This window comes from Pseudoalteromonas sp. SIMBA_162, from assembly GCF_046535955.1.
Classification (GTDB): Bacteria; Pseudomonadota; Gammaproteobacteria; order Enterobacterales; family Alteromonadaceae; genus Pseudoalteromonas; species Pseudoalteromonas marina.
Genome location: NZ_JAWJBQ010000002.1, coordinates 42,380 through 67,375, shown reverse-complemented (window position 1 = coordinate 67,375; position 24,996 = coordinate 42,380). Strand labels below are relative to the sequence as shown.

Sequence of the window (24,996 nt, the reverse complement as noted above, 5' to 3'; positions counted from 1 at the left end):
ATTTACATGTCACGATTTTTTATCGATAGACCTATATTTGCTTGGGTACTTGCCATAGTAGTGATGCTAGCAGGTATATTAGCAATTAAAAGTTTACCTATTGCGCAGTATCCGTCTATCGCGCCGCCAGCAATAAGTATTACGGCTACCTACCCAGGTGCATCGGCGCGTACGCTCGAAGATACTGTTACACAAGTGATAGAGCAAAAAATGAAAGGCTTAGATGGCTTGTTATATATGTCGTCAACGTCAGAGTCTAGCGGTTCAGCAACGCTCACACTGTCGTTTAGCGCTGAAACCGACCCTGATATTGCTCAGGTTCAAGTACAAAACAAGTTAGCTACTGCAACGCCACTATTACCTGAAGCCGTGCAAAGGCAAGGTGTTGTGGTTGCAAAGTCAGCCCGTAACTTTTTGATGGTTTATGCGTTTATGTCTAAAGATGGCAGCATGACCAACATTGATATTGGCGACTACGTGTCATCAAACGTGCAAGATATTGTTTCGCGTGTTGAAGGTGTGGGTGAAGTTCAGTTATTTGGCTCGCAGTATGCAATGCGTATTTGGTTAGATCCGGCTAAGCTTCAAAACTATAAATTAACGCCTGCAGATATAAGTGCATCTATCAGTGCTCAAAATGCACAAGTGTCGGCTGGGCAACTAGGTGCTATGCCTGCGGTGGCGGGACAGCAACTCAACGCGACTGTGACCGCGCAAAGCCGCTTACAAACTCCTGAGCAATTTAGAGATATTTTAGTTAAAACCAATGCAGATGGCTCTTTTGTAAAGTTGAGTGATGTTGCCCGTGTTGAGCTAGGTGGTGAAAGCTACCGGGTTGTCGCGCGTTATGATGGAAAACCAGCTTCTGGCTTAGGGATTAAATTGGCCAGTGGCGCCAACGCGCTTGATACTGCGCAGGGTGTAAAAGATGCCATTGCCGAATTAGAGCCATTTTTTCCTGAGGGACTTGAAGCGGTTGTGCCTTACGACACTACACCATTTGTGGCGCTTTCAATTGAAAAAGTAATTCATACGCTTATAGAAGCGGTTGTGTTGGTGTTTGTTGTTATGTACTTGTTTTTACAAAACTTTAGAGCAACGCTTATTCCAACAATTGCAGTGCCAGTGGTATTGCTGGGTACGTTTGGTATTTTATACACTTTCGGTTACTCAATTAATACATTGACTATGTTTGCCATGGTGCTTGCCATCGGGTTACTAGTTGATGATGCCATTGTTGTTGTAGAAAACGTAGAGCGACTGATGACCGAAGAAAAACTCTCAGCGCTTGATGCAACCCGCAAATCAATGGACGAAATTAAAGGCGCGCTTGTTGGTATTGCAATGGTGCTTTCTGCTGTATTTATTCCGATGGCCTTTTTTAGCGGCTCGACGGGCATAATCTATCGTCAGTTCTCAATTACCCTTGTTTCTGCTATGGGTTTATCGGTACTTGTGGCGCTTATACTTACGCCGGCACTGTGTGCAACGCTTTTGAAGCCTAGCCATGTTCATAATGATAAGTCGTTATTTGGTAAATTTTTTACAGGGTTTAACCGCGGGTTCGACAAAACAAATTCGGGTGCGCAAAGCTTTGTGAGCCGTATGATCAAACATGCTAAACGCTACCTTGTTATATACTTTTTAATTGTAGGTGGAATGGCTTATGTGTTTTCAAATTTACCCACCGCATTCTTACCAGATGAAGACCAAGGCATATTATTTAACCAAGTTTCGTTACCTGCGGGTTCTACAACCGAGCAAACACTTGAAGTGGTTAAAAAAGTAGAAAACCACTACTTGAACGAACAATCTGAAGCAGTAAACGGTATTTTTACTGTTACCGGGTTTAGCTTTGCAGGTTCTGGCCAAAACTCAGCAATAGGGTTTGTTAATCTTAAGCATTGGGATGAACGCCAACGTGATGATTTATCTGTGCAAGGTGTAGCAGGTAAAGCTATGGGGTACTTTTCCAGTATTAAAGAAGCGTTTGTGTTTGCTTTTCCACCACCAGCAATTGTAGAACTGGGAACAGCAAATGGTTTTAATATATTTTTACAAGACCGTGTAGGTTTGGGCCACGATGCGCTTTTAGCAGCACGTAATCAACTATTAGGTTTAGCAAGCCAAAGCCCGATATTGGCTGGTGTACGCCCTAATGGTCAAGAAGATATGCCAGAAATACAACTCGATACCGATTTAGCTAAAGCACAAGCATTGGGTGTGTCGCAAACCGATATTAATAACACCCTTGCTACGGCTTGGGGCAGTAGTTATGTAAATGACTTCATTGACCGTGGGCGTGTTAAAAAAGTATACATGCAAGGCGATGCTGAATCTCGAATGGTGCCTGAAGATTTAAATAAGTGGTATGTACGTAATAATGAGGGTGATATGGTTCCGTTTTCTGCCTTTGCAACGGCCTATTGGACTTATGGTTCGCCGCGTTTAGAGCGTTACAATGGCTTTTCAGCAATGGAAATACAAGGAACCGCTGCACCTGGTTACAGCACAGGACAAGCAATGGATGAAATGGAGCGCTTGGTAAAACAGCTGCCAAATGGTATATCGTCTGAATGGACCGGTATTTCATTTCAAGAACGCTCTAGCAGCGGCCAAGCACCTTTATTGTATGGTTTGTCGTTGTTATTTGTATTTTTATGTTTAGCGGCTCTTTATGAAAGTTGGTCGGTACCGTTTGCGGTTATGATGATTGTTCCGTTAGGTATATTTGGTGCTGCTATGGCTGCATTGGGTAGCGGATTATCAAACGATATTTACTTGCAAGTGGGCTTATTAACTACGATAGGGTTAGCGTCTAAAAATGCCATATTAATTGTGGAATTTGCTATCCATAAAATGGACAAAGGGCTTGATTTAGTTGAAGCGGCTGTGGCTGCAGTAAGACTGCGTTTACGCCCAATTTTAATGACTTCAATGGCCTTTATTTGTGGTGTTATTCCACTCGCCATTGCATCAAGTGCAGGCTCTGGTGCGCAAAACGCATTAGGCATTTCAATTATTGGTGGAACACTCGCATCTTCTATTTTGGTTGTTGTTTTTGTGCCGTTGTTTTTTGTATTAGTACGCCGTGTATTCCCTGCAAAAGAAAAAAACACTAACGAGGAGATAGCATAATGCATATAAAAACCTTTTCGTTGAGTGTGCTTACGTTGGCTGCTTTAAGTGGGTGCCAGTTGGCACCTGAACAGCAAAATTTGGCGCTGCCAGTACCCGAAAAGTATTCAGTTCAAACAGGGCAAGCCACAGTTAACACATTAAAGTGGCAGCAGTTTTTTAGCGATAAAAAATTACAGGTGCTTATAGGTCAAAGCCTTGAGCACAACAAAGATCTGCAAATTGCGATGCTCAATGTGCAGCGGGTACGTGGGTTGTATCAAATAGAAAACTCAGTATTGTATCCGTCCTTAAATGTTAATGGTTCGGGCACTCGCCAGCGTCTGCCTGCCAGTTTAACAAGTACTGATGAGGCGAGTATAAGCTCGCAATACAGTGCTACTGTAGGTATTACCTCTTACGAATTAGATATATGGGGTAAGGTTCGTAACCAAACTCAACAAGCACTGCAAAATTTATACTCTACTGAGCTTACTCAATACAGTACGCAAGTGTCGCTGGTAGCAGAGCTGGCTAATGCGTGGCTTAATTATGCAACCGATCAACAGTTACTTGGGCTTGCTGAGGAAACATTAAAATCGCAACAAGCGTCGCTTGGGCTTACTCAAAAAAGTTTTGATTTAGGCGCAGCATCTAAAATTACGTTAGAGCAATTGAAAAGTACCGTTGCCAGCGCAAAGGTTGATATTGCAACGTATAAGCGTTTATTAAAGCGCGATAAAAACGCACTTGATTTATTAGTAGGAAAACCAGTAAGCCCTGAACTTCTGCCAAATAAGGTGCTGGACTCGTTATTAGCGTTGCCTAAAATACCGGTTGGTTTACCTTCTGATTTATTAACTCAACGCCCAGATATTAAAGCAGCAGAACATCAGTTATTGGCCGCTAATGCCAACATTGGTGTAGCGCGTGCTGCTTTTTACCCCAGTATTAGCTTAACGGCTAATGCGGGTACTGCCTCTAACGATTTAAGTGATTTATTTGATGCAGGTTCGGGTACGTGGAGTTTTATTCCATCAGTTACTTTACCTATTTTTAATATGGGCAGAAACCAAGCTCAGCTAGATGTTGCTAAGGCCGACCAACAAATTGCTGTAGTTACTTATCAGCAAAAAATTCAACAAGCATTTCGCGAAGTTGCCGATGCGTTAGCAGATAACGAAGGCTATCAAACGCAATTAAGTGCACTTGATATGTTACTACAAAGCCGAGAGTCTACGTTTTCGCTATCAAAGGCGCGTTACGATAAAGGTGTTGATAGCTATTTACAAGTCCTTGATGCACAACGCAGCTGGTACAGTGCACATCAACAGCAAATTTTGGGTCAACAGGCTTTGTTAGCTAGCCAAATTAGCCTTTATAAAGTAGTGGGCGGTGGCTGGGAGAAAAGCGATCAAACCAACTAAGTAAGGGTTTTAGCTGTAAACACCTTTTTGCAGCTAATTAACTAGATTTATATAGGGCTAAATACTTATTTATGAGTGAAAGGCGTATTTCAAAATGATTAAGTATTTGCCTTATTGTCGAGTCTAATCACTTGGCAGTGGAGCTTTGTATGAAAACTAAAAGACAGACAGATCCAGCGATAGCCAAAGCGCGTCGTGATCAGGTTTTAACTGCGGCGGCTGAATGCTTTCGTCGTAAAGGCTTTCATGCTGCAGGTATGGCTGAAATATCCAGAACAGCAGGAATGAGTGCCGGGCATATTTATAACTACTTTGAAAGTAAAGAAGCCATTATAGAAAGTATTATTGAAAAAGATATGGAAGAAATGTTTTCTATATTTGAGCATTTTGAAGGGCAACCAGAAGATACGCTCACAGTATTATTGAACGGTTTAAATATCGGCGTTCAAAGGCATATGGATACCGGTGAATGTGCGGTTGATTTAGAAATGCTCGCTGAAGCTGGTAGAAACGTAAAGGTAGCTAAACTATTACGTGATGCCGACACGCAAGCGCGAAATAGAATGCGCCAATTGCTAATAAGTGAACGCAGTGTGATAAAAGACATAGATGAGGTAGAGCTAGAAAGCCGTATTAATGTTATTTTTTCAGTAATGGCAGGCTTACTTTTGCGAAAAGTGCTTTACCCCGAACTTACTGAAGAGACAGTTTTAATTGCGCTTCGCCCGGCAATGAAAACGTTGTTAATGCCGTTTGAAGATTAAAATAGTGCTATTAAAATGCATAAACTATATGCCCGCTATATTAGCGGGTTTATAGTATTAACAACCGTTTAAAGTAATACCAAGTCGCAATAATACTTAATCATTTTGTGGGGCTAAACGCCTCGCTATTTACGTTAAAAAACTCTCATTTACGACTGCATGAATGCAGAGCAATGCAGTAGAAATTGCCGATAACACCTAAATAGCGAATTGTTTTCCTAGTTATCAAGACGTTTTTCCATCTTCAAAATAGATCACTTAATTAGGCGAATGGGTATAGTTATGTTCAAAAGCGTTCAATAGACCAGTTTAGAGCCACAACGGCAATACCTATAGACCCTGCAGGCATTAACCATTTTACATACCAAGCGGTTTTTCTAAATGCAATTAATAAAGGCAACGCTACTAATAAAATACTTAGTTGGCCAATCTCTACCCCTAAATTAAATGCCAATATGCTCATTAATTGATAGTTACTCGACAAACCTAATTCACCAAGTACACTCGCAAATCCCATTCCGTGAAGTAACCCAAAAGCAAATGTCAGCCAGCCTAAACGCAAAACAACGGGCCAAACATTATTAAGGGCTGCAAACAATACAGAAATTGCAATAATTAGTTCAACCCAGCGAGTATTGAGAGATATTAAATCAAGCGCTGTTGCTGTAAGCGTTATAGAATGAGCAAGCGTAAATGCTGTAACAATCCATGCAGTGTGTTTGATAATGTGTTTTTTAGAGCTAATGGGCTGCCAGGTTTTTTTATCACGGGTTAAAACACAAGTTAGTAATAGCGCAATTAAAAATAAAATATGATCGATGCCTATCCAAATGTGTAATACGCCCTGATACACATATTCTGTAAAGGTATCTAAATAGCTCGACTGCTTAGTATTAAAGGTTTGGCTAGGCTCATTTATACTAAACACACGTGCTATGTTATTCACATTAACAATGACTTTATGATTTGCGTCATCTTGAAAAAAGGCTGAATACTTAAGCGTAATCTCGTTATTTGTTAAACACGAAAATGACACAGGTAATACCAAGTAAGGCTGATTAAAGTGCTCACTTAGCTGGTAATTGTTATTTACAGTGAGTGCGCAAGTTTGTTCGTTTTGTTCTGCGATAAGATTGTTTTTTATAAATGCGTTAATTGAGTCGCGTTTTGCTTTTATTTCAGACCAGGTAATGTTGGCGTTTTGGTCTAAGTCGAGTGCTATAACGTGCTCTAAATCTGCAACATTGATTTCCCAATTGCCGCTGTATTGAGCTGTATTGTTGCTATTAAGCGTAATGTAGCCGGTGCTTAACTGGTGCGCAAAAGCTGCTGTTGAAAATAATAAGCTTAACAACATAATAGAAAATACGCGTATTAATATTCTCATAACATTTACATCCTTTTTGCTTGAACAATCAGCGCTTGGTCGATATTCATTTTAGCTTGTTGCCAGTTAATATTGGCCCAATACAAGGCTTTAGATTTGTTTGGCTGCACGTGAATATAATAGTTGGCGAGGTCACTTGCGTGAAAGCTGTCGTGGCGAATTTCTCTGAGCTCTACTCGTTGCTTCATGGCGTTTTGCCATTTGTGTTGTGTTGTGTTTAGTTTTTTTTCTGCGATGGCTAAGCGCAGCAAAAGCGCATCTTCTAGATCGTGCGATTCTTTTAATAAATTACTTAATTTGGTTATCACTTGCTGTGGCTTGTTTAAGCCCAGTTGTATGTCTGCCCATAAAGCAATTAGGCTTACTGGAGAGTTTACTAAATTTATATTTTCAAGGTGCTTTAATGCGTTTGTGTAGTTTTGTAATCTAAAGCTCATTTCAGCTAGGACATGTTTTGTATTGAGTCCAATAGGCTTATTGTTCGTTAGCTTTACTAAAGATTGATAACTTCTTAATAAATTACCGTGCTGACTTTGCACGTCTAATACACAAGTACTGGCCGTTAATGTACTTACCCTTGTTATTAATGCTAAGCAATGCTGTTTTGCAAGTTTAAACTGGCCTTGTGTCATGTACAAATTAGCCAGCAATAGGTGAGTGTTGCTGTGATCAGGCGTTATTTTTAAAACACTATTAGCAATGTTTATCGCATCATTAAACAAATGCTCTTTTTGTAAAACGCGTGCATATAAATAGCCTACCTGTGGCGTTGGCTCATTTAAGTATATTTCTGCGAGCCTGTTTTTGAGTATCCCTTGCATATGCTCCGTTTGTCCAACGAATTGACTTTTATTGACAAGATTTTCTATTTCATTTATCGATAGTGAGGCAGTTAAATCCGATTTAGTGACTGCTATTACGTCGTTGTCATTAGGTGTATAAGCTGCTGCAAAAAGCTCAAATGAGCACACTAAGCTTAATGTAATCATCAGGTTTACTAGAGGTGATTTCATATTTGTATCCTTAAAATAGCCATCCATGGCCGGTCAGCTTATTTACTGATTACTAATTAAATTATTAATATCGGTGTCTTTATTTGTAAACTCTCTTCCATTTACAGAGAGTGGCTCTGCATTCGGTGCTTGGTTAAATGCATCGCTAGTAAACTGAGCAAAGTCGACTTGCAAAGCTTCAATAGTGATATTAACCATTGCACTTACTTGGCTGTTAACGCCATCAGATACGCCAAAGGTAAAGCTATCTGTGCCCGTAACCTCTTTATTTGGTGTGTAAGTAAAGTTGCCATCAGCGTCAATATTTACCATGCCTAATGAAGGCTCACTGACCAATGAATAAGTAAGTGAATCACCTTCTTTATCTATGGCTGTAAGTGAGTCGGTAATATTTACCTCCGTTTGCGTTGTTAACATGATGTCGTTAACTGAAGGCGCTGTATTAACCACAGGCAACGGCTTTTTATTGTCGTCATCATTGCTACACGCTCCCAGCGTTAATGCGCTAAGCAGAATACCTATATGCGTTATTTTTAAGTGTTGCATTAGTTTACTCCTTATTTAGAGCCCGCAAGTGGGGTAGCTAAGTACGGAAAGGTTGAGTCCATCATTGTTGCATCAACAGGTGCGCCATCGGTAAATGGTACTGTACCAACGCTTGCATCTTCGGGAGTACATAAGCCTAGGTCAGTATCTTCGCCTGCAACAGGAATAGGATGACATAAACGACCCATTACTACGCGCAGAGCAATATCAACAACATCATCGCCAGGGCGTCGGCCGTTTGGAAAGCCAGCTAAATCGTTTCCTGCAACACCAAATGCAGACTGCTCACTTTGCGCTGTTGCCGCGATGTTTGTGTTTAAACGAAGCATTTCAGAGGGAGTGACGGTTGCTTGTTGATTAACACCAGCAAAACCAGTTAAAAATGCAGTAATTAAATCGGTACGAGGAAAGTTTGTTGGGGCTAATGTTTCGAGGTTAGCGCCAAGTGTCGTATTAACAGCATCCTTGAATAAAATATTTAAAAGTTCAGGAAGGGCTGGGTGAGATACATAATCTAAAAACTGTCCATCGTCTTTGGGATGTGCTGTAGAGAAAGTATCCTTATCCTTTATGCCAATAACAAGCTCATTAACAAGTGGATTACCCAAACGCGATACTTGAGTAAGTGCACCACCATTAACTGCATTATTAGCAAATTTAGCATTCGGGTTTAGTATACGAGCTTGTGGTAAACTTGCAGTGGTCCACGAACCAATAACGCCATTACCTTCGCCTACAATACAGCTTTTTGGTACTTCAATAGCAATTGATGTCACGTTTTTATCTGCAAGATCGTCATTGTCAGCCGATTGGGTAATACCTCCAGGGAAGCCACCTGCATCACCAGCACCCGGAGCGCTGTCGCCCTCTACTGGTACGTAGTTTACTAAATCGAATGTTTTACCAAGGTTAACGACAAACGCATCTTTTCTTTGGCCAACAAATACTTGTGCCATGCTTTCACAACCTGGGATTGACACATTATATACAAATTGATCTGCGTAAGTTTGATAGTCAGCTTTAGAGGTAAATGTTTTATTACCAATATAATCAAGTGGCTTACTGAATGTTGATGTGCCCGTAGTGGTATTATTTAATGAGGTTGCAACACCTGTGCGCTGCGGCCCATTAATCATACTCAGAGTATATGATTCACTGAAATTAGTTGCGCTATTATCACCGGCTGATACACCACCCACATTTTTAAGTGGCACAGAAACAGTACGCTGGTTGCCTTCTGGGCCTACAGCTAATTGCACACCTTGATTATCGTTTGGTAGCATGCTTTGAAAATCAAATGCAAAAGTAATGTCTTCAACGGCATCGCCATCGTTATCTATGTGTATGCTGTAAGTTGCATCTGGGTCCATTGCAAAATAATTAGGGCCGCCGTAGGCATCCTGTAATGGAATATAGTTTGCAATTAGTGTGACGTACTCTTCTTTTCCTTGTTCATAGCTATTAAATACATAAAAGTCGGTAGAATCTAAGGTCGGAAAGCGACTAATATTTGGCGCTTCTCGGTGACTTGATGCGTTACTTGGTGCGCTAATAAAAGTGCTACATATTACTACTGCGAGTATTGATGGTGTTAAAGCTTTCATGACTTTTTCCTTTAGTTTTAAATAGAAGTCATAGCTAATAACGGGGGGGGATTTAGATTGGATGCAAAAAAGTTACATTTTATTTAAATAAAAAATGGCTGCTTATATAAGCAGCCATACAAGTGGTTAAAGTAACACGAGTTCGGTTGTATAAAGTACCTCGGTAGGTAAGCCGTTTGGCGAACCACCTAAAGGCTCTAAACTGACTGCTAGTAGTGAGATATCGTCAGCGTTAAAGCGTTTATCTTTTAGCAAAAATTTACCGCCTTGTTTAGGTAATATACCCAACGAAACAGGTAAATCTTGCCCTTTTAAGATCATCCATAGTTGATAATCTTTATCTCTTTGGGCAACTAATTGACTACTGGCTTTAATAGTTAATGCATCTTCGTTTACTTCAATAAACCATAAAGGCTGTTTATTTTGGTTTTGCACGAGTGCAATTTGCTGATATTGCGACACTTCTTTGGCCGGTTGAATGACTAAAAATGCCAACACAATACACGCGGCGGTGGCTATAAACGACCATGTCTGCCAAATCGACGGCTTAGTTTGCACCACTGTTTGACTAGGCACTGTTTTTGACTCAATACCTTGCAAAATGTTTTCCCAAACAGAATCGCTAGGTGCTTGTGGTGTAATTGCACTTGCTAGATTATTAAGGTTTTGCTCCCACATAAAAATTGCCTCACGTGCTTTGCTTGAGCTAAGTAACAAGCGCTGAAAACGTTTTCGTGCCAGCCCCTTGAGTGTGCCAAGTACATATTGTCCTGCTAGCGCGTCTAATAGCTCGGGTTTTGTATAATTCATAATGTTAAACACCTCTGAAGTTGTGTAAGCCCGCGTCTGATCCAGCTTTTAACTGTGCCTAATGGCGACTCTATATGGTCTACTAGCTCGCTGTGACTAAGCCCCTTATAGTAAGCTAAATGAATGGCCTGCTTTTGCTGGGGTTCAAGCTGCTCTATACAGTTTACTAATTTAGTATTTTCGTCATAGTTGACATCGACGCTCTGAATATCAAAGTCATCATCTCCCATCGTTTGCTCTTTTCTTACTTTGTTGTAACGCAACGCATCAAGACTTCTATACCTTACTATACTTATCATCCAGCTTATGACAGTGCCTTTAGAAGCATTGTATTCTGAGGCGTTATGCCATATTTTAATGAATGCGTCTTGCAACACTTCTTCGGCGTGTGCTCTGTTAGAAAGCATATTTAAGCTAATGGCAAAAAGCTTTCCGCTTGTTTGTTGATACAAGGTTGAAAATGCATGCTTATCACCCTGTGATGTATCGTATAACAGAGACAGTAAATTATCGTTTTCCATAAATATCCTATTTATTTTTATTCTCTTTTTAAAAACGGTTGAGGCTAGAACTTGGATGCAAAAAAGTTAAGTAGCTTGCAACAGTATACTTTTCGCTCTTTTTTGCAATGACTATCTGTAGTTTATTATTTGGTATGATTCTGTGAGTTTAAAAACTATATTAGAGAAAAGCATCTGTAATGGTTGAGCCGATTTTTGTTTATAGCAGAGTCGCCACGCTAAGTTACACTTAAAATAAATTAGCTTGGTGAGTCAGATTTACTAATATGGAGCTAAGACTTAGTGAGTTTCTACTGTGATACGTGTGAAAAATTAACACACCCATTGTGTAAAAAGAGCAAAGTCCATACAAACCAAAAAAGACGGTATTTAAATAGCTACTAAATATCAATAACATAAATAAAAAGTGGTGCCATATGCTTTACCGTTTTGTGGCTTGTAAATTGCAAATACAATTATAAAAGCTGTTTGTTAATTAATGAATAGCAATAAATATAAATGGAGATTTTATGTGGGCTGCAATTAGTTATTTGATATTAGCGTGTGTACTTATTTTTGTAGGGTGGGAAATACATTCAATTTATTTTTCGTTATTTTTTTACTGGACCGCGCTATCACTGTCATTGGTCAGTGGGGCATACATTTTTAATATAGGTAAAATTTTCAGAAAGCGAGAAAACGGCGTTATTCCATTTTACATACGCTGGGCGTTTATTCCTTTTTTATTGGGGGCGCAAGTTTACAACGCGTGGTCGCGTAAGCATGATAAAGTGCCACCAATTCAGCAAATTAACGATAACCTTTTTTTAGCATGCCGCTTATTTCCCTCGGATATAGACACGTTAAAAAGCAATAATATTACCGCTATATTGGATGTTACTTGTGAGTTTGACGGTTTAGAGTGGAGCTCGACACAAGAGCGTATTAACTACTTAAATATTCCAGTACTTGATCATAGCGTGCCAACACTCTCTCAGCTTAACCAAGCAATAAATTGGATTCATCATCAAATCCAAAAAAACAATAAAGTGGTTGTGCATTGTGCGTTGGGCCGCGGTCGTTCAGTGTTTGTAATGGCTGCTTACTTACTTAGTCAAAATAAACATGCCGATGTGCATGATGTGCTTGCCCAAATTAAAGAAACACGTGAAACCGCTAATCTAAATAAACGCCAACTGCGCCACCTAGCAAAGCGACATAAAAGTGGCGAATTAGTAATTAAAAATCGTGCATTTTTAATTGCAAATCCCGTGTCGGGTACAAAAATATGGCAAGAAAAAGAACAATTTATAATTGCCCGTTTGTCTACTTATTACGATTTAACCGTAATGACCACAAGTCCTGACATTAACGGGATAGAGCTTGCCAAACAAGCGATTACAGAAAAGCCTGATATTGTTATTGCTTGTGGTGGCGATGGAACAGTAGCCGAAGTTGCGAGCGTATTAGTTAGTACACCCTGTAAGTTAGGTATTATTCCGCTCGGGACTGCTAATGCGCTTGCTCACGTTTTAATGGGAATAAGTTCAAAATTTATACCTGTAGAGCAAGCGTGTGATTTAATTATTGATGGTCAATCTACGTTGATAGATACAGCATATTGTAATGACGATTTAATGCTACTTTTAGCCGGGATAGGTTTTGAACATGCAATGATTGAAAAAGCTGACCGCGAGTTTAAAAATAAATTTGGGCAACTTGCTTATTTAACGGGGTTTTTTCAGGCGTTTTCTGAACAAAAATCGCAACAGCTCAACGTTAAATTGGATGATAACGACCCAATAATGATCACAACAAGTAGTTTTGTTGTTGCTAATGCAGCACCGTTTACAACGCTACTTGCTCAAGGGGGAGGGCAGCCTAATCATAGTGATGGGCTACTTGATATAAATTGGCTTATACCCAATAAAGAAAATTCCACTACGGTACTGAGTATTGCCGAGCTTATGTTTAGCAGTATAACGCAAAGTCATTTAGCCATTAACTCTCAACACACAAATGCTAAAAAAGTCGAAATATCTTCAGATAATGGGATTAAGTATGTCATTGATGGCGAGGTGAAAACGGCTAATAGGCTTGTGATTGAAATACTGCCAGCATCGCTTAACGTGATCAGTAAAGAAATTTAGCGAAACTAAAATATAAAGGCGCATTAAAGTGCGCCTTTATTTATATTTTTACTTTTTTATTGATGGCCAAACAAAGTCAGTTGTATCTGGAGCCTTGTTTGTTGTTTTACGAGGTGCGCTTTTTGGTTTGCGAAGTGGTTTGTTATTTATTGTATGAATATATAACGCTTCAACTTTGTCTCTGGCCCAAGGGGTTTTGCGTAAAAATTTTAAGCTAGATTTTATGCTTGGTGCATCCGTAAAACACTTAATTTTTACTTGTTCGCCCAGCATTTTCCAGCCAAGTCTCTGCTCTAACTCGACCAATATTTGTTCTAGTGTGATCCCATGTAGTGGGTTTTTAGGTTGATTATCCATAGCCGTACTGCTTATTTAAACTATGCTTATTGTAGCTTAAATTCAATAAGCAGGCTATTTCACTGTAATCTTTTTAGGTCGATTTGGGTAAATAACTTTCCCTTGCTCATTTAGCTTAAACCACATTAATACGCTATTGGTTTGGTTGGGGTTTTTGGCACCGCACAGTAAATTGAACGTATCAACGCTAATTAATGCGCCTTCACTATAGCGTTTGTCGTCGTACCAACACATTGTTTGGTGCTGAGTTAACTGACTTGCGTTCACAAAAGTGCGGCTGTTATGCGGCTCGGCATTACAGAATAACGAGAGTGATAAGCTTAAAAAACAGGCGGATAGAATTATTAATGCGCGCATAACATTCTCCTAAAATTGACTTTAAAAATAGTACGTAATGCTAAAAAACATGCTAGTGTAATATTACACACTAAAAAATAAACAGAACAATAAAAGGTACACACACATGAAATTTAACCAGCTGATGATAGATGAATTCACATTACTTGCAAAGTTTCCGCTTGATAGCAAAATGCAGGGTATCAAATTACATTCTGACGCAGAAGCAAGCTTGATAGAAGCAGCACAACGATTATTTGATAAAGGCGTTATAGATAGCCCTGATGGCGGTTACTTAACGGATTTGGGTTTAGATTTAATTGAGCACGTTACGATTATTCATAGCGCGCTCAAAAGTTAAGCTCAGCAGTATTTAGGTCGCATCGGGTTGATTTTGCGGTGCGGCATCATTAAACGCAGCTAATTTATTACATCGTTCATAAATAGCTGCAATTTTTGGATATCGACTCATATCCACGTTAAAACGAATAGCATTAAATACCTGAGGTACTAAGCAAACATCAGCAAGGCTTGGCTTGTTCCCAATACAGTAATCGTCGTCTCCAAGTAGTATTTCTATTTTATCAAAGCCTACTTCAACCCAATGTTTGTACCAGGTGTTTTTAGCATCATCGTCTACTTTTAATTCATTCGATAAATACTTAAGTACTCGCAAATTATTCACTGGGTGAATATCACACGCTATTGCAAAACTTAAATTTCTTATTTGGGCTTTTTGCCAAGCAGAGCCGCTAATTAATGGTGACTGTGGGTATGTTTCATCAAGCCATTCTAAAATAGCTAATGATTGACCAAGTACACCTTCATCTGTTTCAAGGGCTGGTAAAAGCCCTTGTGGGTTTAGTGTTAGGTAACCTTCCTCAAGCTGCTCTGATTTTAAAAGATTTACAATTGCCAACTCATGGTCAATTTTTTTTAGGTTTAACGCAATACGCACTCGGTATGCAGCTGATGATCGAAAATAACTGTAAAGCTTCATAATTAATCCTTGTTGGCTGAATAGTGTTTTTTAATTGTTCGCCAACAATCTGTGTAATTTGGTTGACGTTCTTTACCTTCTAATGCGTATTTAGTCGGTGAAATGACATAACGGGATTCAAACATAAACGCTAAGGTATTTTCGTATTTTTGTGGAACCAGTTCCGCATTAGATGCTTTTTCAAATACATCCGCTTCAGGTCCATGCGGAGACATACAATTATGTAAACTTGCCCCACCTGGCACAAAGCCATGCTCTTTTGCATCATATACACCTTCAATTAACCCCATAAATTCACTCATGATATTACGATGATAGTAGGGCGGACGAAAAGTGTTTTCAGCAACCATCCAACGCGGTGGAAAAATAACAAAATCAACATTAGCCATTCCTTCAGTAGCTGATGGCGAGGTTAAAACGGTAAATATAGAAGGATCAGGATGGTCAAAGCTTACTGTGTTCATTACATTAAATCGCGATAAATCGTATTTATAAGGCGCGCTATTACCTGTCCATGCAACAACATCGAAAGGGGAATGCTTAATCTCACAGCTGAATAAGTTGCCATTAAATTTTGACACCAGTTCAAAATCACCTTCTTTATCTTCAAAAGCTGCAACTGGGTATTGAAAGTCACGGTCGTTGGCATAGCCGTTTGCACCAACAGGGCCTCGCTCTGCAAGCTCCAAAGCATGACCATAGTTTTCGCAGATATAACCACGGGCCGTTGATTGTATTAAATCAACAGAAAACTTCATCCCTCGGGGTATGACTGCAACTTCACCTGGTTTAACACATAGCTTACCGCACTCTGTATGCAGGAGTAGCTCGCCTTGTTGGGGTACAAATAGCATTTCACCGTCAGCGTTGTAAAAGTAGCGATCGACCATAGACTTGTTAGCAACATAAACATGAATACCGATGCCAGATTGCCCATTAGCACTGCCGTTAGCAGCCATTGTTATAAGTCCATCTAGAAAATCAGTTGGCTTTGTAGGAATTTCAACGGGGTTCCAGCGAAGCATAGTCGGAGGTGTTACGGCTTCAGTTATAGGTGCAGTTCGAATCAGGCCGTTATCAATAGCGATGTAATCACCTTGCACTACCGAAGGGCGTAACCGGTATAGCCATGTTCTGCGATTTGCGGCTCTAGGCGCTGTAAATGCTGTAGAGCTAAATTGTTCAGTGTAAAGATCGTACTTAACTTTTTGAGGAGTAAATTGTCCTATAGGCAAGGCACCGGGTAGCGCTTCGGTTTCAAACTCATTACCAAAACCGGTCATGTACTTTAACTGTTCTGCCATTACTGACTCCTGTGAGAGAAGGCTAGTTTTATGTTTTATTTATTTAAGTTAAGATACTCTCAAGTGAGAGTAATTTCAAATTGCTCAATGAATGTGTATGTAAATATAAATGAACAGCTAGTAAACCTATTTAACGGGATAACAATGAAACTGGATTTAGACACTTTTTTAGCATATCAACTAATTAATGTAGCAAGTTTGGTAAGTAATGACCTTGCTAAGGTATACCAGAGCAAATTTGACTTAACGATACCTCAATGGCGAATTTTGGCGAATTTAGCGCAATTTGGTCAAAGTAATGCCAAAAATTTATGTATGCAGGCAAATATGGATAAATCGACCGTGTCGCGTGCAATAAAAATATTAGTAGAAAAAAAGTTGCTAATGACTCAAATTAATTCAGAGGATAAGCGCGCAGCCATACTTTCATTAAGTGAAGCTGGAAAAGATATGTATAAAAAAATAGTACCCGAGGCGTTAAAGTGGGAAAAAGAACTCTTGGCTTCTTTAAACACGCATGAACAAGATTTATTAATAAGTGTACTTAATAAGCTAAAAAATAAATTACAGGCATAAAAAAGCCCATCAAATGATGGGCTTTTGTCATATAAACTAGTCTAACAAGTTAGATTAGAAAGTGTAACGTACGCCTACACGCATTTCCCATAATGACGCACCAGTTTGCACTGAAGTATTTGCGTTATTACCGTTAAAGCCTGAGTAAACATAACGACCTTGGTCATCTATAGATGTTGAGATCATGCTTGCACCTACGAAAGGACCTTTCTTAAGCACGCCCCAGTCATCATTTAACATGTTTGTAAGATTGTCGATTACGAAGAATGCTTCACCTTTATGACCTTCCATAAAGCCTGGTAGTTCTTGTGTAACTTTAAAGTTAAACTTAACAAACCAGTCAGCATTTTGTTGGTTACGACCTGCGATTTCACCACGTTTAAGCCCTTCAGATGCAATGAAGTCGTTGAACTCATTGATTTCAGCTGCAGACATGTCGTATACAACGTTAGGATCGTTTTCAAGTGGAACGTATAATAACTGACGGTTACCATTCCAGTTGTTATCGCCCCATACATTACGGTCACTTCCGTCAAACGTGAAGCTGTAAGGTAGGCCTTTGTATGCTTCACCGTAAAGGTTAAAGCGTGTTTCAAAGCCATCTACAAACTCATGTTTGTAACCAAGCGTCATAGTAAAACGATGCGGAATTTCATAATCTGAAGACGCAACACCTGGGTTACCTGGATTAGTAAGCGCGATGTTACCATAGTTAGAACCGGCTACAGAGCTAGTCATTGGGTTTACATCGTCTGCATCTGTGTATGCATAACCAAAACTGAAGTTAACGCCGTTATCAAACATTTTGCTAACTGCTGCAGAGATAACTGAAGAATCGCCGCTATCGCCACTAACATTAGTTAATAAATATTCGTTACCACGGCCTTCGATTGACTCGTAAATAGGACGACCATCAAACGTAGTTTCACCGCTATCTTGAAGTGCGATATCACGCATTAATGCAGCGTCTTTTTTCTTCGAGTATAAGTAATCTACAGAGATTACGTATTCGTCTTCAGTTGTGTATGTAGCACCAAGTGAATATTTCCACTCTGAAGGAATTTCAAAATCAGGGTCTACAGCATTAACAGTTGCATCGCCTACACCAATTTCAGTGTTTGCAACAATATCGAACATTTCTTGAGGTACGTCAAAACCAGGAGTACCGCCGTTTACGTTAGCTGTGTTGAATAAATCTACACCACGGAACTGCGTACTAATGTTTGTAATACCGTCGTTAGAATACGAATTAGATAGCCATACGTTCGGGTTACCACCAGAGAACAAGCCTAAGCCAGCACGAACTTCAAGTTCGTCAGTTGCATACCATTGGAAGCCAACACGTGGTTGCAGTAAGTCAATACCGTCGAATGTAGACTGGTTGCTGAAACCGTAACGGTTAGTGAAGTTTTGGTTAAAGTTAGGAACGTCATCACTTGTGTACTTGTCGTAACGTAAACCAAACTGAATGGTTGCATCTAAGTCAGTGAATGCGTATTCATCTTGAACATAGAATGTATGCTGCGCATATTTAAAGCTTGCAGCCGCATCATTCGGGTTATTAGTACCTGCAGCATTGTTGTAGTAAATACGTGCTGCTTGACCTGCTTCAAAGTCGTCAATTGAGTTAAAGCGCCACTCACCTTCTGTATGCTGTACGAACAAGTTGAAAACAGATAGCTCTTCAAACTCGTAACCAGCAGTAATTGTGTGTTGATCTAAGTAATAAGTACCAGCAACTTTAAATGTAGTTGTGTCGTAATCTAAATCGTTTGATTGACGAGAATCATCTGGACCAATGAATACAGTACCGCCATTATCAGTACGAATCTGCATTTCACCAAAGCTGCTTGCAGCATCTAATGACTGAACCGTTGCATCTAATTCTGATTTACCTAAACGAATTTCAGTAGAAAAATCGTCTGACCAATCAGAATATACAGAACCAATGAGTGAAGTAAACTCAGCGCTTTGATTGTAGAAGTGATTTGATAAAGAAACACGGCTAGAACCAGTATCAGACTGAGAAATTGTATTACCGTCGTTGTAGTTATAAATTAAGTTTGCACGGTGATCTTCGTTGATGTTCCAATCTAATTTCACTAAGATTTTTTCATCTTCAACAGGCATACTAGATGGCATACCGCCAACATCGTAACCATATAAAGATTGAGCGATGTTAGTGATGCGTGTGATGTCATCAGCTGTTACGCTACCAGTGTTTAAACCGTCGTAGTTAAACTGGCGAACACCTTCAAGTTTTTCGTATGAAGTGAACAAGAACAGCGTATCTTCAACAAGCGGAAGACCTACATTGAAACCGTAACGCTTTTCAGTGTAGTTACCGTTATCAACTTCGTTACCTTCAATTTCGTCGCCTTTCATTGAATCGCTTGTGTAATCGAAGAAAACACCACCGTGTACGTCGTTGCCACCCGATTTAGTTACAGCGTTGATGTTACACGATGTAAAGCCACCGTATTGAACGTCAAAAGGGGCTAGTTCAGCTGAAACTTGTTCAATAGAGTCGAAAGAGAAAGGGGCACGGATAGTTGGGTAACCGTTTGAGCTTAAACCGAAGTTATCGTTCATGCGAACGCCGTCAAGCGTTAAGCTGTTGTAACGAGGGTTACCACCACCACAGTTGATTGAGCCACGGCTATCATCGATTGTGATACGTGGGTCAATACGAATAATATCTTTTAAATCACGGTTAATAGCTGGTTGGTTTTCAAGATCGGTTAGCGTAAAAGTAGACGCAGGACCTGTACCACCAGACATAGCACTGATAGGAGCACCTGTAACTACAATCTGCTCAATGTTAGAGATATTCTCTAAAGAAGCATTTACAGGGTAATCGTTACCAATGTTAAGAATAATATTATTGAACTCTTGGTCTGCATAAGTGTCAGAATCTACAACTACTTTATATGGACCACCAACACGCAGGCCTTTAGCTGTGAAATAACCAGCGTCATTAGTTTCAGTAGTTTTAACTGAGCCTGAAGGAACGTGTAAAATTGTAATTTTAGTGCCAGCAGCAGGGTTGCCGTTAGGACCAGTGATTTGACCTTTAATTGCAGATGTTGTTTCATTTGCAATTGCAGCGCCACTAACACCAACACATGCTGCAATAGCAAGTGATAGAGCCGTTTTGCGTATTTGAGTTTTCATTTAATTTTCCCGTGTAGTTAATAATTAAATTTTTATATTTTTATTTTTTGGTTTTCAAAAAATAAACTAAATGCAGGTTTATATTTTAAAAACCATCGCTATTGTACCCCAATTGTTTGTTACAAATAAAATACAACTGCAATGTTTTTTTAATAAATAGTACAAATTTTGACTATTTTTTACCTTTTTTTGAGTAATCACTCTATTAGCGAGCTCATACTACCGATGTTTTATGACAAACTTGTGAAATGTAAAACAAGCCTTTACAAAAAATCCCCGTGTGTAGGTTTTATGTGTCACAAATTACATAGATACTTTTTTTAACGCTGTTTCCAGCTCTTTAGCTGAAGGGTCAAACATAGCGTTTAATAAGCCAGCCAATCGAACACCTGCTTGTAGCAGACGTGTTTTTACAATAGGTGTATTTTTGTAGACATAGCTGTAGCCAACTTCTTCATTTGTAGACTTATAAAGTGCATTTGCTAAATTATGAGATTCTTCAATCCAAGTAGTTGGTGTACTTTCTAAATATTCTGCAATTAGTTCACTGTTATTAGTATTTATAAACTGCGCGTACTCAGTAAATGATAAGTTTTCGTTTTCAACTAATTTAGTATCCCACAAGCTGTGTAAGTTTGTATCTTGACCAAAAAACGACACTTTAATACGGTTTCCGCCTCTATCTTCGCTTCTTCCTGCATGGAAAGGTTGATGGCTATCACCGACCAAGTGAACTAAAAAACGTAAACTAAATTGCTTTGCATCTAGGCTGCTGTTTTTATCTTTGAGTGTTTTTATAGAATAGTGGATGCCTTCAAGAATATTGCTAACCGATTCTTTATTATTGGTATGGTCGTGATTGATTGTGAAAGACTTATTAGGCGCGGCATTTATATAGTGCCAACGAGAGGATTGCTTTTGCCAAAATTTCCCCGGGTTTGAGCGCATTTCATCAGGCCAAGTTGAAACTTGTGCGAGTGATTCTCCCGCTAAAAATGGTTGAATAGCTGATTTTGTGGTGTCTGTTATATGAGATTCAGCAATTTTACCGACAACACGGTGACCGTTTTGGCCCCAAGCAAGTGAATCGCTACTTGTAAAAATGGCACCAATTAAAAGCGCTGACGTTATCGAATATTTTACATTGCTACGCATTAAAGATCCCTTAATGATTTTGGAGTGGTGTTGCTGCGTTGTAATAAGGCCAATTGTCCTTACTTTTGTTGAAATTAGGAAGGACTCAATAAAATTCATAATTTCTTATTCATATTTAATATAAATCAGTGCCTTAGATTGTATAGGTAAAATTACTTGTTGTAATAAGTAATTAAAATTGTTCAAATGAATAGGTAATGTATTTTAGGATGTCTTTAGCTTGAATATTAAAAATACGGTATTGCATAAAACTTCAATTGTTACATTTTTGTTTATAGTAATAGTTTTTGCTTGGGTGTGTGGTCAATTAATTGTAAATGACGATGAACTCGTTTTTCCTGTACTTATTGAAACATCAACAATATGTCGTACAACAGCGACCGCAAACGATAATGAACTGATTGTATTTACACCCTCTAAAAATATTGCAGCACAGCTTTCGCAGAAGTTATGTGATGATAATGTTGTTGCTAAACAGTACGGAGCGGTTGTTGGATATTGGGGATATAAAACATCAGACAGTTTAGAGTTTGTAGGTAAAGGAATTGCAGACCTTATACTCGCAAAAAACAACATTATGGCGGCTTTTAAAGCTGAATCTACCTATGATTATATGCCCGTTGTTGGTTTTTCTGATTACACTGCATTTTTTATATCTTCAAAAGAAAAACCCATCATTTCAAAGTCTTATTTTTTAGACAAAAAAATAGGACTGCTTGATTACCCAACGAGCCGCTCTGGTCATATTCTTCCAAAGCAGGTCTTTAAAGATCTCGATATAAATATTGCAAACTTAAATATTTTGTACGCAAGCTCTCATAATGAACTACGAGAATTATTAGCCAACGGTAAAGTAGATATTATTGCGTCGTTTTGGAAAGAAAGCGATAAAGACCGTTTCTCAAAAAACTATATAACCCCAATTAGCAATAATATAACAGGCACACGTTGGTATTTAAAAATGCAACAAAACAACACTGATTTGTTATGTGCTGTACAAGAACACCTAATGGCTATGTCTAAAGACCAAGAACTCCATTATTATCAAAATGTTTCTCCCTTTTGGCAATGTGAGAATAATACAGCTGTTTTTAAGATAGGTAAAAGTAATGAGTAGGCTTAAATTTTCAGCAGTGTCCTCATGTGTTTTTTTAATGCTTTCTTTTGTGTTTTATATATCTATGATTAATAAAACCGAGCTTATTACCAAGCAGCAAAAGGTCCAAATTGAAAAACAAATTGCACTAGATTTACCATTACTCGATTTGCCAAATGAACTGTATAAGCATGCAGGTAATAAAGACGCTTTAGTTGGCTATATTGACTCACTAAATAGTTATCTAAGAATGAGTAACTTGCGTGTCATCGATATCAGTACAGGCGAGATTGCTCACAGCGATTTAAAGGCAAAGCAATTTATCAGTAGCTTAGCGACGAGTGAAGGCCCTGTGAATATTATTTTTAGTGTAGATGAGCATTACTTGACACCTAGTAATAAAATCTTCTTTTTGTTTTTTTTACTTATCAGTCTTTTTGTTGCTGTGTGGTTAAAAGTGGTAGAAAGTAAGAAAAGCAAGCTAAGCTTAAACAAGAGTATTAACTCCGTTGCATCAATGCCAATGCCTTTAGCGATCATAATTGATTTACGCAATAAAACACTTTCACATAGTTATGATAAAGAGCACAGCGTTCAATTAGCTAATAAACCATTGTGTTTTTACCTAGCCCTTGTTGAGTATTGTTCAGCTAATGGTGATGTTATTTTAAATCATAATAAAAATGTACCCGATGAGCTTATTGAACTTGCCAACAAGTATTTTTCCCGATTAACAGAGCTAGGGCATACGATAAGGAAACGGCCGAACTTCAATAATAGCCTTGAAAAAACGTTGAGTGAAATAAGGGCTTCGCTTGACGACGTTTTGAATGAATATCCTGAGGAAAAAGAGATTTATTACCCTCCAAAAGCATATGGAGAAGGCTCTCGCTCTCGTCTGCATAGCTACGGGCTCATAAATATTGTAAAGGGAAATGTTGAAATAATAGGGAAGTAATATTACTTCCCTATTATTAACCGTGTTTATTTAGGAGCAAACTCAGCCGCTTTTATTGGACTATGTTGCGATATAAATGTTTTAAGTGCTTGGGCGTCAGTTTCGTCAGTGCTAACAAAACCTTTTAGCGTATTTATAGTTGGGTAACCATCACCGCCCGATGCGTTATAGCTATTTAAACTCATGCGGTATGTTTTACTTTTATCGAACGGTTTACCGTTAATAAATACGTTTGTAAGCTTACCATTTTTGCGGTCAAACGAAAGCTTGTGATATTGCAAGTAAGCACCAGCGTCTGCTGGGAAGCTTGTTACTGTATTTAAGTAGTCCCATAGTTCAGCACCTTGCCAATCCATATACGTTATACGGTTTTTAAAAGGGTGAACTTTTAATATGTCTTTATAGCTTATTTCACCGGCATCAATTGAGCTGCGAATACCACCGCCACTGATCAAACCAAAATCTGCACCTACCACATTCATTTGTGCTTGGATAATAACACGAGCAAGGTTTGTTTGTTGATAGCGTACTTTGTTTCTATCACCTTCTAACCTTGCATCAACAGAGCCAATAGTTCCCTCAATTTGTTTAGCACCAATCGCTTGATATTTAGCTAAAAACGCTTTTAAAGACGGGTCTGGCTTAATATATTCGTTCGCAAGTACTTCTTTTATTGTGCCGTCAGCTTTTGTTTTTTCTACATATAAATTAACTGGCATTAATTTATAATCTAGTAGGCTCAATTCACCATTTTCTAATTTGAACTCAGCCTTACCAACGTACTTTCCCCACTCATGGGCTTGCATTATCCACGTGCCATTTTGCTGATCAGGATTACAAGCTAAGCCAGGTTTAAAACTATCATCATTTACATTTTCTGATGCCATACACACAGGCTCTTGTGAGTGACCACCGATGATCATGTCAAGCGTATTCGCAGGCAATGAGCGAGCAAGTGTTACATCCCCCGGTGCGTTAATGCCATGTTTAGCATCAATAAAGTGGCCCATGTGAGTAACAGCAATAGTAATGTCTGGGTTGTATTTTGCTTTTATCTCTTTAGCCAGTTTGGCTGTTACTGGAACAGGGTCTTTAAATTCTAAGTGACCAATGTACTGAGGGTTTCCTATTTTTGCTGTATCGGTTGTAGTTAAACCTATCACGGCAATAGTTAAGCCATTTTTTTCAAATATTTTATAAGCGTCAAAAGCGTTTTTACCTGACGACTTTTCCACTATATTAGCCGATAATAGAGGGAAATTAGCCCAGTTTTGTTGCTTGGCTAAAACACTTAGTGGGTTATCAAATTCATGATTACCTAATGCCATTGCATCGTAGCCGAGTAAAGACATCCCTTTAAAGTCAGGCTCTGCATGCTGTAAATCAGATTCTGGTATACCTGTATTTATGTCGCCACCTGATAGCAGTAAAACTGCATGACCTTTTATTTTTGCTTCATTACGTAATTGATCCAGTAGTGTTTTGCGAGCAGCCATACCGTATTCGCCTTTTTCGTTATGCCAAAAGCGACCATGGTTATCGTTAGTATGAAGAACGGTTAAGTATTGTGTAGAAGATGTTTTTTCATTAGTTGTGGCAGATGTGCATCCCAGTACACCCAAAATGATCGAAAAAATAAAAATTATGCGCATAAAATACCTGTGTATTAAGTTGTACTTAATGTTGTAGGTGGCTAGTTTAAACTAGTTTGAAATATAAAAA

21 protein-coding genes are annotated in these 24,996 nt (G+C 38.9%); 8 read left to right on the top strand and 13 right to left on the bottom strand.

The features are described from left to right. The first annotated feature begins 6 nt into the window (after positions 1–6). From R0J88_RS01960 to R0J88_RS01950, 3 genes are all read left to right on the top strand, one after another. Positions 7–3,138 (top strand): efflux RND transporter permease subunit, encoded by a 3,132-nt coding sequence (locus tag R0J88_RS01960; protein WP_410898901.1) that lies wholly within the window; start codon positions 7–9, stop codon positions 3,136–3,138. After that, positions 3,138–4,544: an efflux transporter outer membrane subunit gene (locus tag R0J88_RS01955; protein ID WP_410898900.1), complete on the top strand. Its 1,407-nt coding sequence runs from the start codon at positions 3,138–3,140 to the stop codon at positions 4,542–4,544. Before R0J88_RS01960 ends, R0J88_RS01955 begins: the two co-directional genes overlap by 1 nt. Positions 4,545–4,693: 149 nt before the next feature. Next, entirely contained in the window at positions 4,694–5,308 is a 615-nt protein-coding gene (locus R0J88_RS01950; RefSeq protein ID WP_039037614.1) for a TetR/AcrR family transcriptional regulator, read from the top strand. A 286-nt stretch (positions 5,309–5,594) separates the two neighbouring features. Here the strand turns inward: R0J88_RS01950 and R0J88_RS01945 are convergent, their stop codons facing one another. From R0J88_RS01945 to R0J88_RS01920, 6 genes are all read right to left on the bottom strand, one after another. Further along, entirely contained in the window at positions 5,595–6,695 is a 1,101-nt protein-coding gene (locus R0J88_RS01945) for a HupE/UreJ family protein (protein ID WP_410898899.1), read from the bottom strand. Positions 6,696–6,700: 5 nt separating this feature from the next. Next, positions 6,701–7,708: a tetratricopeptide repeat protein gene (locus tag R0J88_RS01940; RefSeq protein ID WP_410898898.1), complete on the bottom strand. Its 1,008-nt coding sequence runs from the start codon at positions 7,706–7,708 to the stop codon at positions 6,701–6,703. A 42-nt stretch (positions 7,709–7,750) separates the two neighbouring features. Next, complete coding sequence (locus tag R0J88_RS01935) at positions 7,751–8,254, bottom strand: Ig-like domain-containing protein (protein ID WP_410898897.1); 504 nt, start codon at positions 8,252–8,254, stop codon at positions 7,751–7,753. 11 nt (positions 8,255–8,265) lie between these two features. Beyond that, a complete protein-coding gene (locus R0J88_RS01930) occupies positions 8,266–9,858 on the bottom strand; it encodes a DUF4331 domain-containing protein (RefSeq protein ID WP_058429784.1) in 1,593 nt (530 codons plus the stop codon). A gap of 126 nt (positions 9,859–9,984) precedes the next feature. Beyond that, positions 9,985–10,668, bottom strand: a complete 684-nt coding sequence (locus tag R0J88_RS01925) for an anti-sigma factor domain-containing protein (protein WP_410898896.1) — start codon at positions 10,666–10,668, stop codon at positions 9,985–9,987. Next, positions 10,665–11,189: a sigma-70 family RNA polymerase sigma factor gene (locus R0J88_RS01920; protein ID WP_006791673.1), complete on the bottom strand. Its 525-nt coding sequence runs from the start codon at positions 11,187–11,189 to the stop codon at positions 10,665–10,667. Before R0J88_RS01920 ends, R0J88_RS01925 begins: the two co-directional genes overlap by 4 nt. Positions 11,190–11,698: 509 nt before the next feature. On the opposite strand from R0J88_RS01920, the gene R0J88_RS01915 reads away from it, so the two are divergent. Beyond that, complete coding sequence (locus R0J88_RS01915; protein ID WP_410898895.1) at positions 11,699–13,318, top strand: diacylglycerol kinase family protein; 1,620 nt, start codon at positions 11,699–11,701, stop codon at positions 13,316–13,318. Positions 13,319–13,366: 48 nt separating this feature from the next. Here the strand turns inward: R0J88_RS01915 and R0J88_RS01910 are convergent, their stop codons facing one another. Together R0J88_RS01910 and R0J88_RS01905 are read right to left on the bottom strand one after the other, a co-directional pair. Next, complete coding sequence (locus R0J88_RS01910) at positions 13,367–13,675, bottom strand: VF530 family DNA-binding protein (RefSeq protein WP_410898894.1); 309 nt, start codon at positions 13,673–13,675, stop codon at positions 13,367–13,369. A 54-nt stretch (positions 13,676–13,729) separates the two neighbouring features. Then, a complete protein-coding gene (locus tag R0J88_RS01905) occupies positions 13,730–14,032 on the bottom strand; it encodes a DUF1496 domain-containing protein (RefSeq protein WP_410898893.1) in 303 nt (100 codons plus the stop codon). Between the two features lie 106 nt (positions 14,033–14,138). Between R0J88_RS01905 and R0J88_RS01900 the strand changes: the two genes are divergently transcribed. Further along, positions 14,139–14,372, top strand: a complete 234-nt coding sequence (locus R0J88_RS01900) for a TIGR02647 family protein (RefSeq protein ID WP_006791677.1) — start codon at positions 14,139–14,141, stop codon at positions 14,370–14,372. Positions 14,373–14,384: 12 nt separating this feature from the next. Here R0J88_RS01900 and maiA read toward each other — a convergent pair whose 3' ends face one another. Together maiA and hmgA are read right to left on the bottom strand one after the other, a co-directional pair. Next, positions 14,385–15,011: a maleylacetoacetate isomerase gene (gene maiA / locus R0J88_RS01895; RefSeq protein WP_006791678.1), complete on the bottom strand. Its 627-nt coding sequence runs from the start codon at positions 15,009–15,011 to the stop codon at positions 14,385–14,387. A 2-nt stretch (positions 15,012–15,013) separates the two neighbouring features. Then, a complete protein-coding gene (gene hmgA / locus R0J88_RS01890) occupies positions 15,014–16,315 on the bottom strand; it encodes a homogentisate 1,2-dioxygenase (RefSeq protein ID WP_410898892.1) in 1,302 nt (433 codons plus the stop codon). 30 nt (positions 16,316–16,345) lie between these two features. On the opposite strand from hmgA, the gene R0J88_RS01885 reads away from it, so the two are divergent. Next, positions 16,346–16,891 carry a MarR family winged helix-turn-helix transcriptional regulator gene (locus tag R0J88_RS01885; protein ID WP_410898891.1) on the top strand — a complete coding sequence of 182 codons (546 nt, stop codon included), beginning with the start codon at positions 16,346–16,348 and terminating at the stop codon, positions 16,889–16,891. 54 nt (positions 16,892–16,945) lie between these two features. Here R0J88_RS01885 and R0J88_RS01880 read toward each other — a convergent pair whose 3' ends face one another. Together R0J88_RS01880 and R0J88_RS01875 are read right to left on the bottom strand one after the other, a co-directional pair. Next, entirely contained in the window at positions 16,946–20,065 is a 3,120-nt protein-coding gene (locus tag R0J88_RS01880) for a carboxypeptidase regulatory-like domain-containing protein (protein ID WP_410898890.1), read from the bottom strand. A gap of 303 nt (positions 20,066–20,368) precedes the next feature. Next, positions 20,369–21,220: a S1/P1 nuclease gene (locus tag R0J88_RS01875; protein WP_410898889.1), complete on the bottom strand. Its 852-nt coding sequence runs from the start codon at positions 21,218–21,220 to the stop codon at positions 20,369–20,371. 220 nt (positions 21,221–21,440) lie between these two features. Here R0J88_RS01875 and R0J88_RS01870 point away from each other — a divergent pair, with 220 nt between their 5' ends. Further along, the gene (locus tag R0J88_RS01870) at positions 21,441–22,337 is read left to right on the top strand and encodes a hypothetical protein (RefSeq protein WP_410898888.1); all 897 of its coding nucleotides are present in this window, start codon (positions 21,441–21,443) and stop codon (positions 22,335–22,337) included. Then, positions 22,330–23,274, top strand: coding sequence for a hypothetical protein (locus R0J88_RS01865; protein WP_410898887.1), 945 nt, complete (start codon positions 22,330–22,332; stop codon positions 23,272–23,274). The genes R0J88_RS01870 and R0J88_RS01865 overlap by 8 nt, the downstream gene beginning before the upstream one ends. Positions 23,275–23,300: 26 nt before the next feature. Here the strand turns inward: R0J88_RS01865 and ushA are convergent, their stop codons facing one another. Next, entirely contained in the window at positions 23,301–24,926 is a 1,626-nt protein-coding gene (gene ushA, locus R0J88_RS01860; protein WP_410898886.1) for a bifunctional UDP-sugar hydrolase/5'-nucleotidase UshA, read from the bottom strand. Positions 24,927–24,996: the final 70 nt, after the last annotated feature.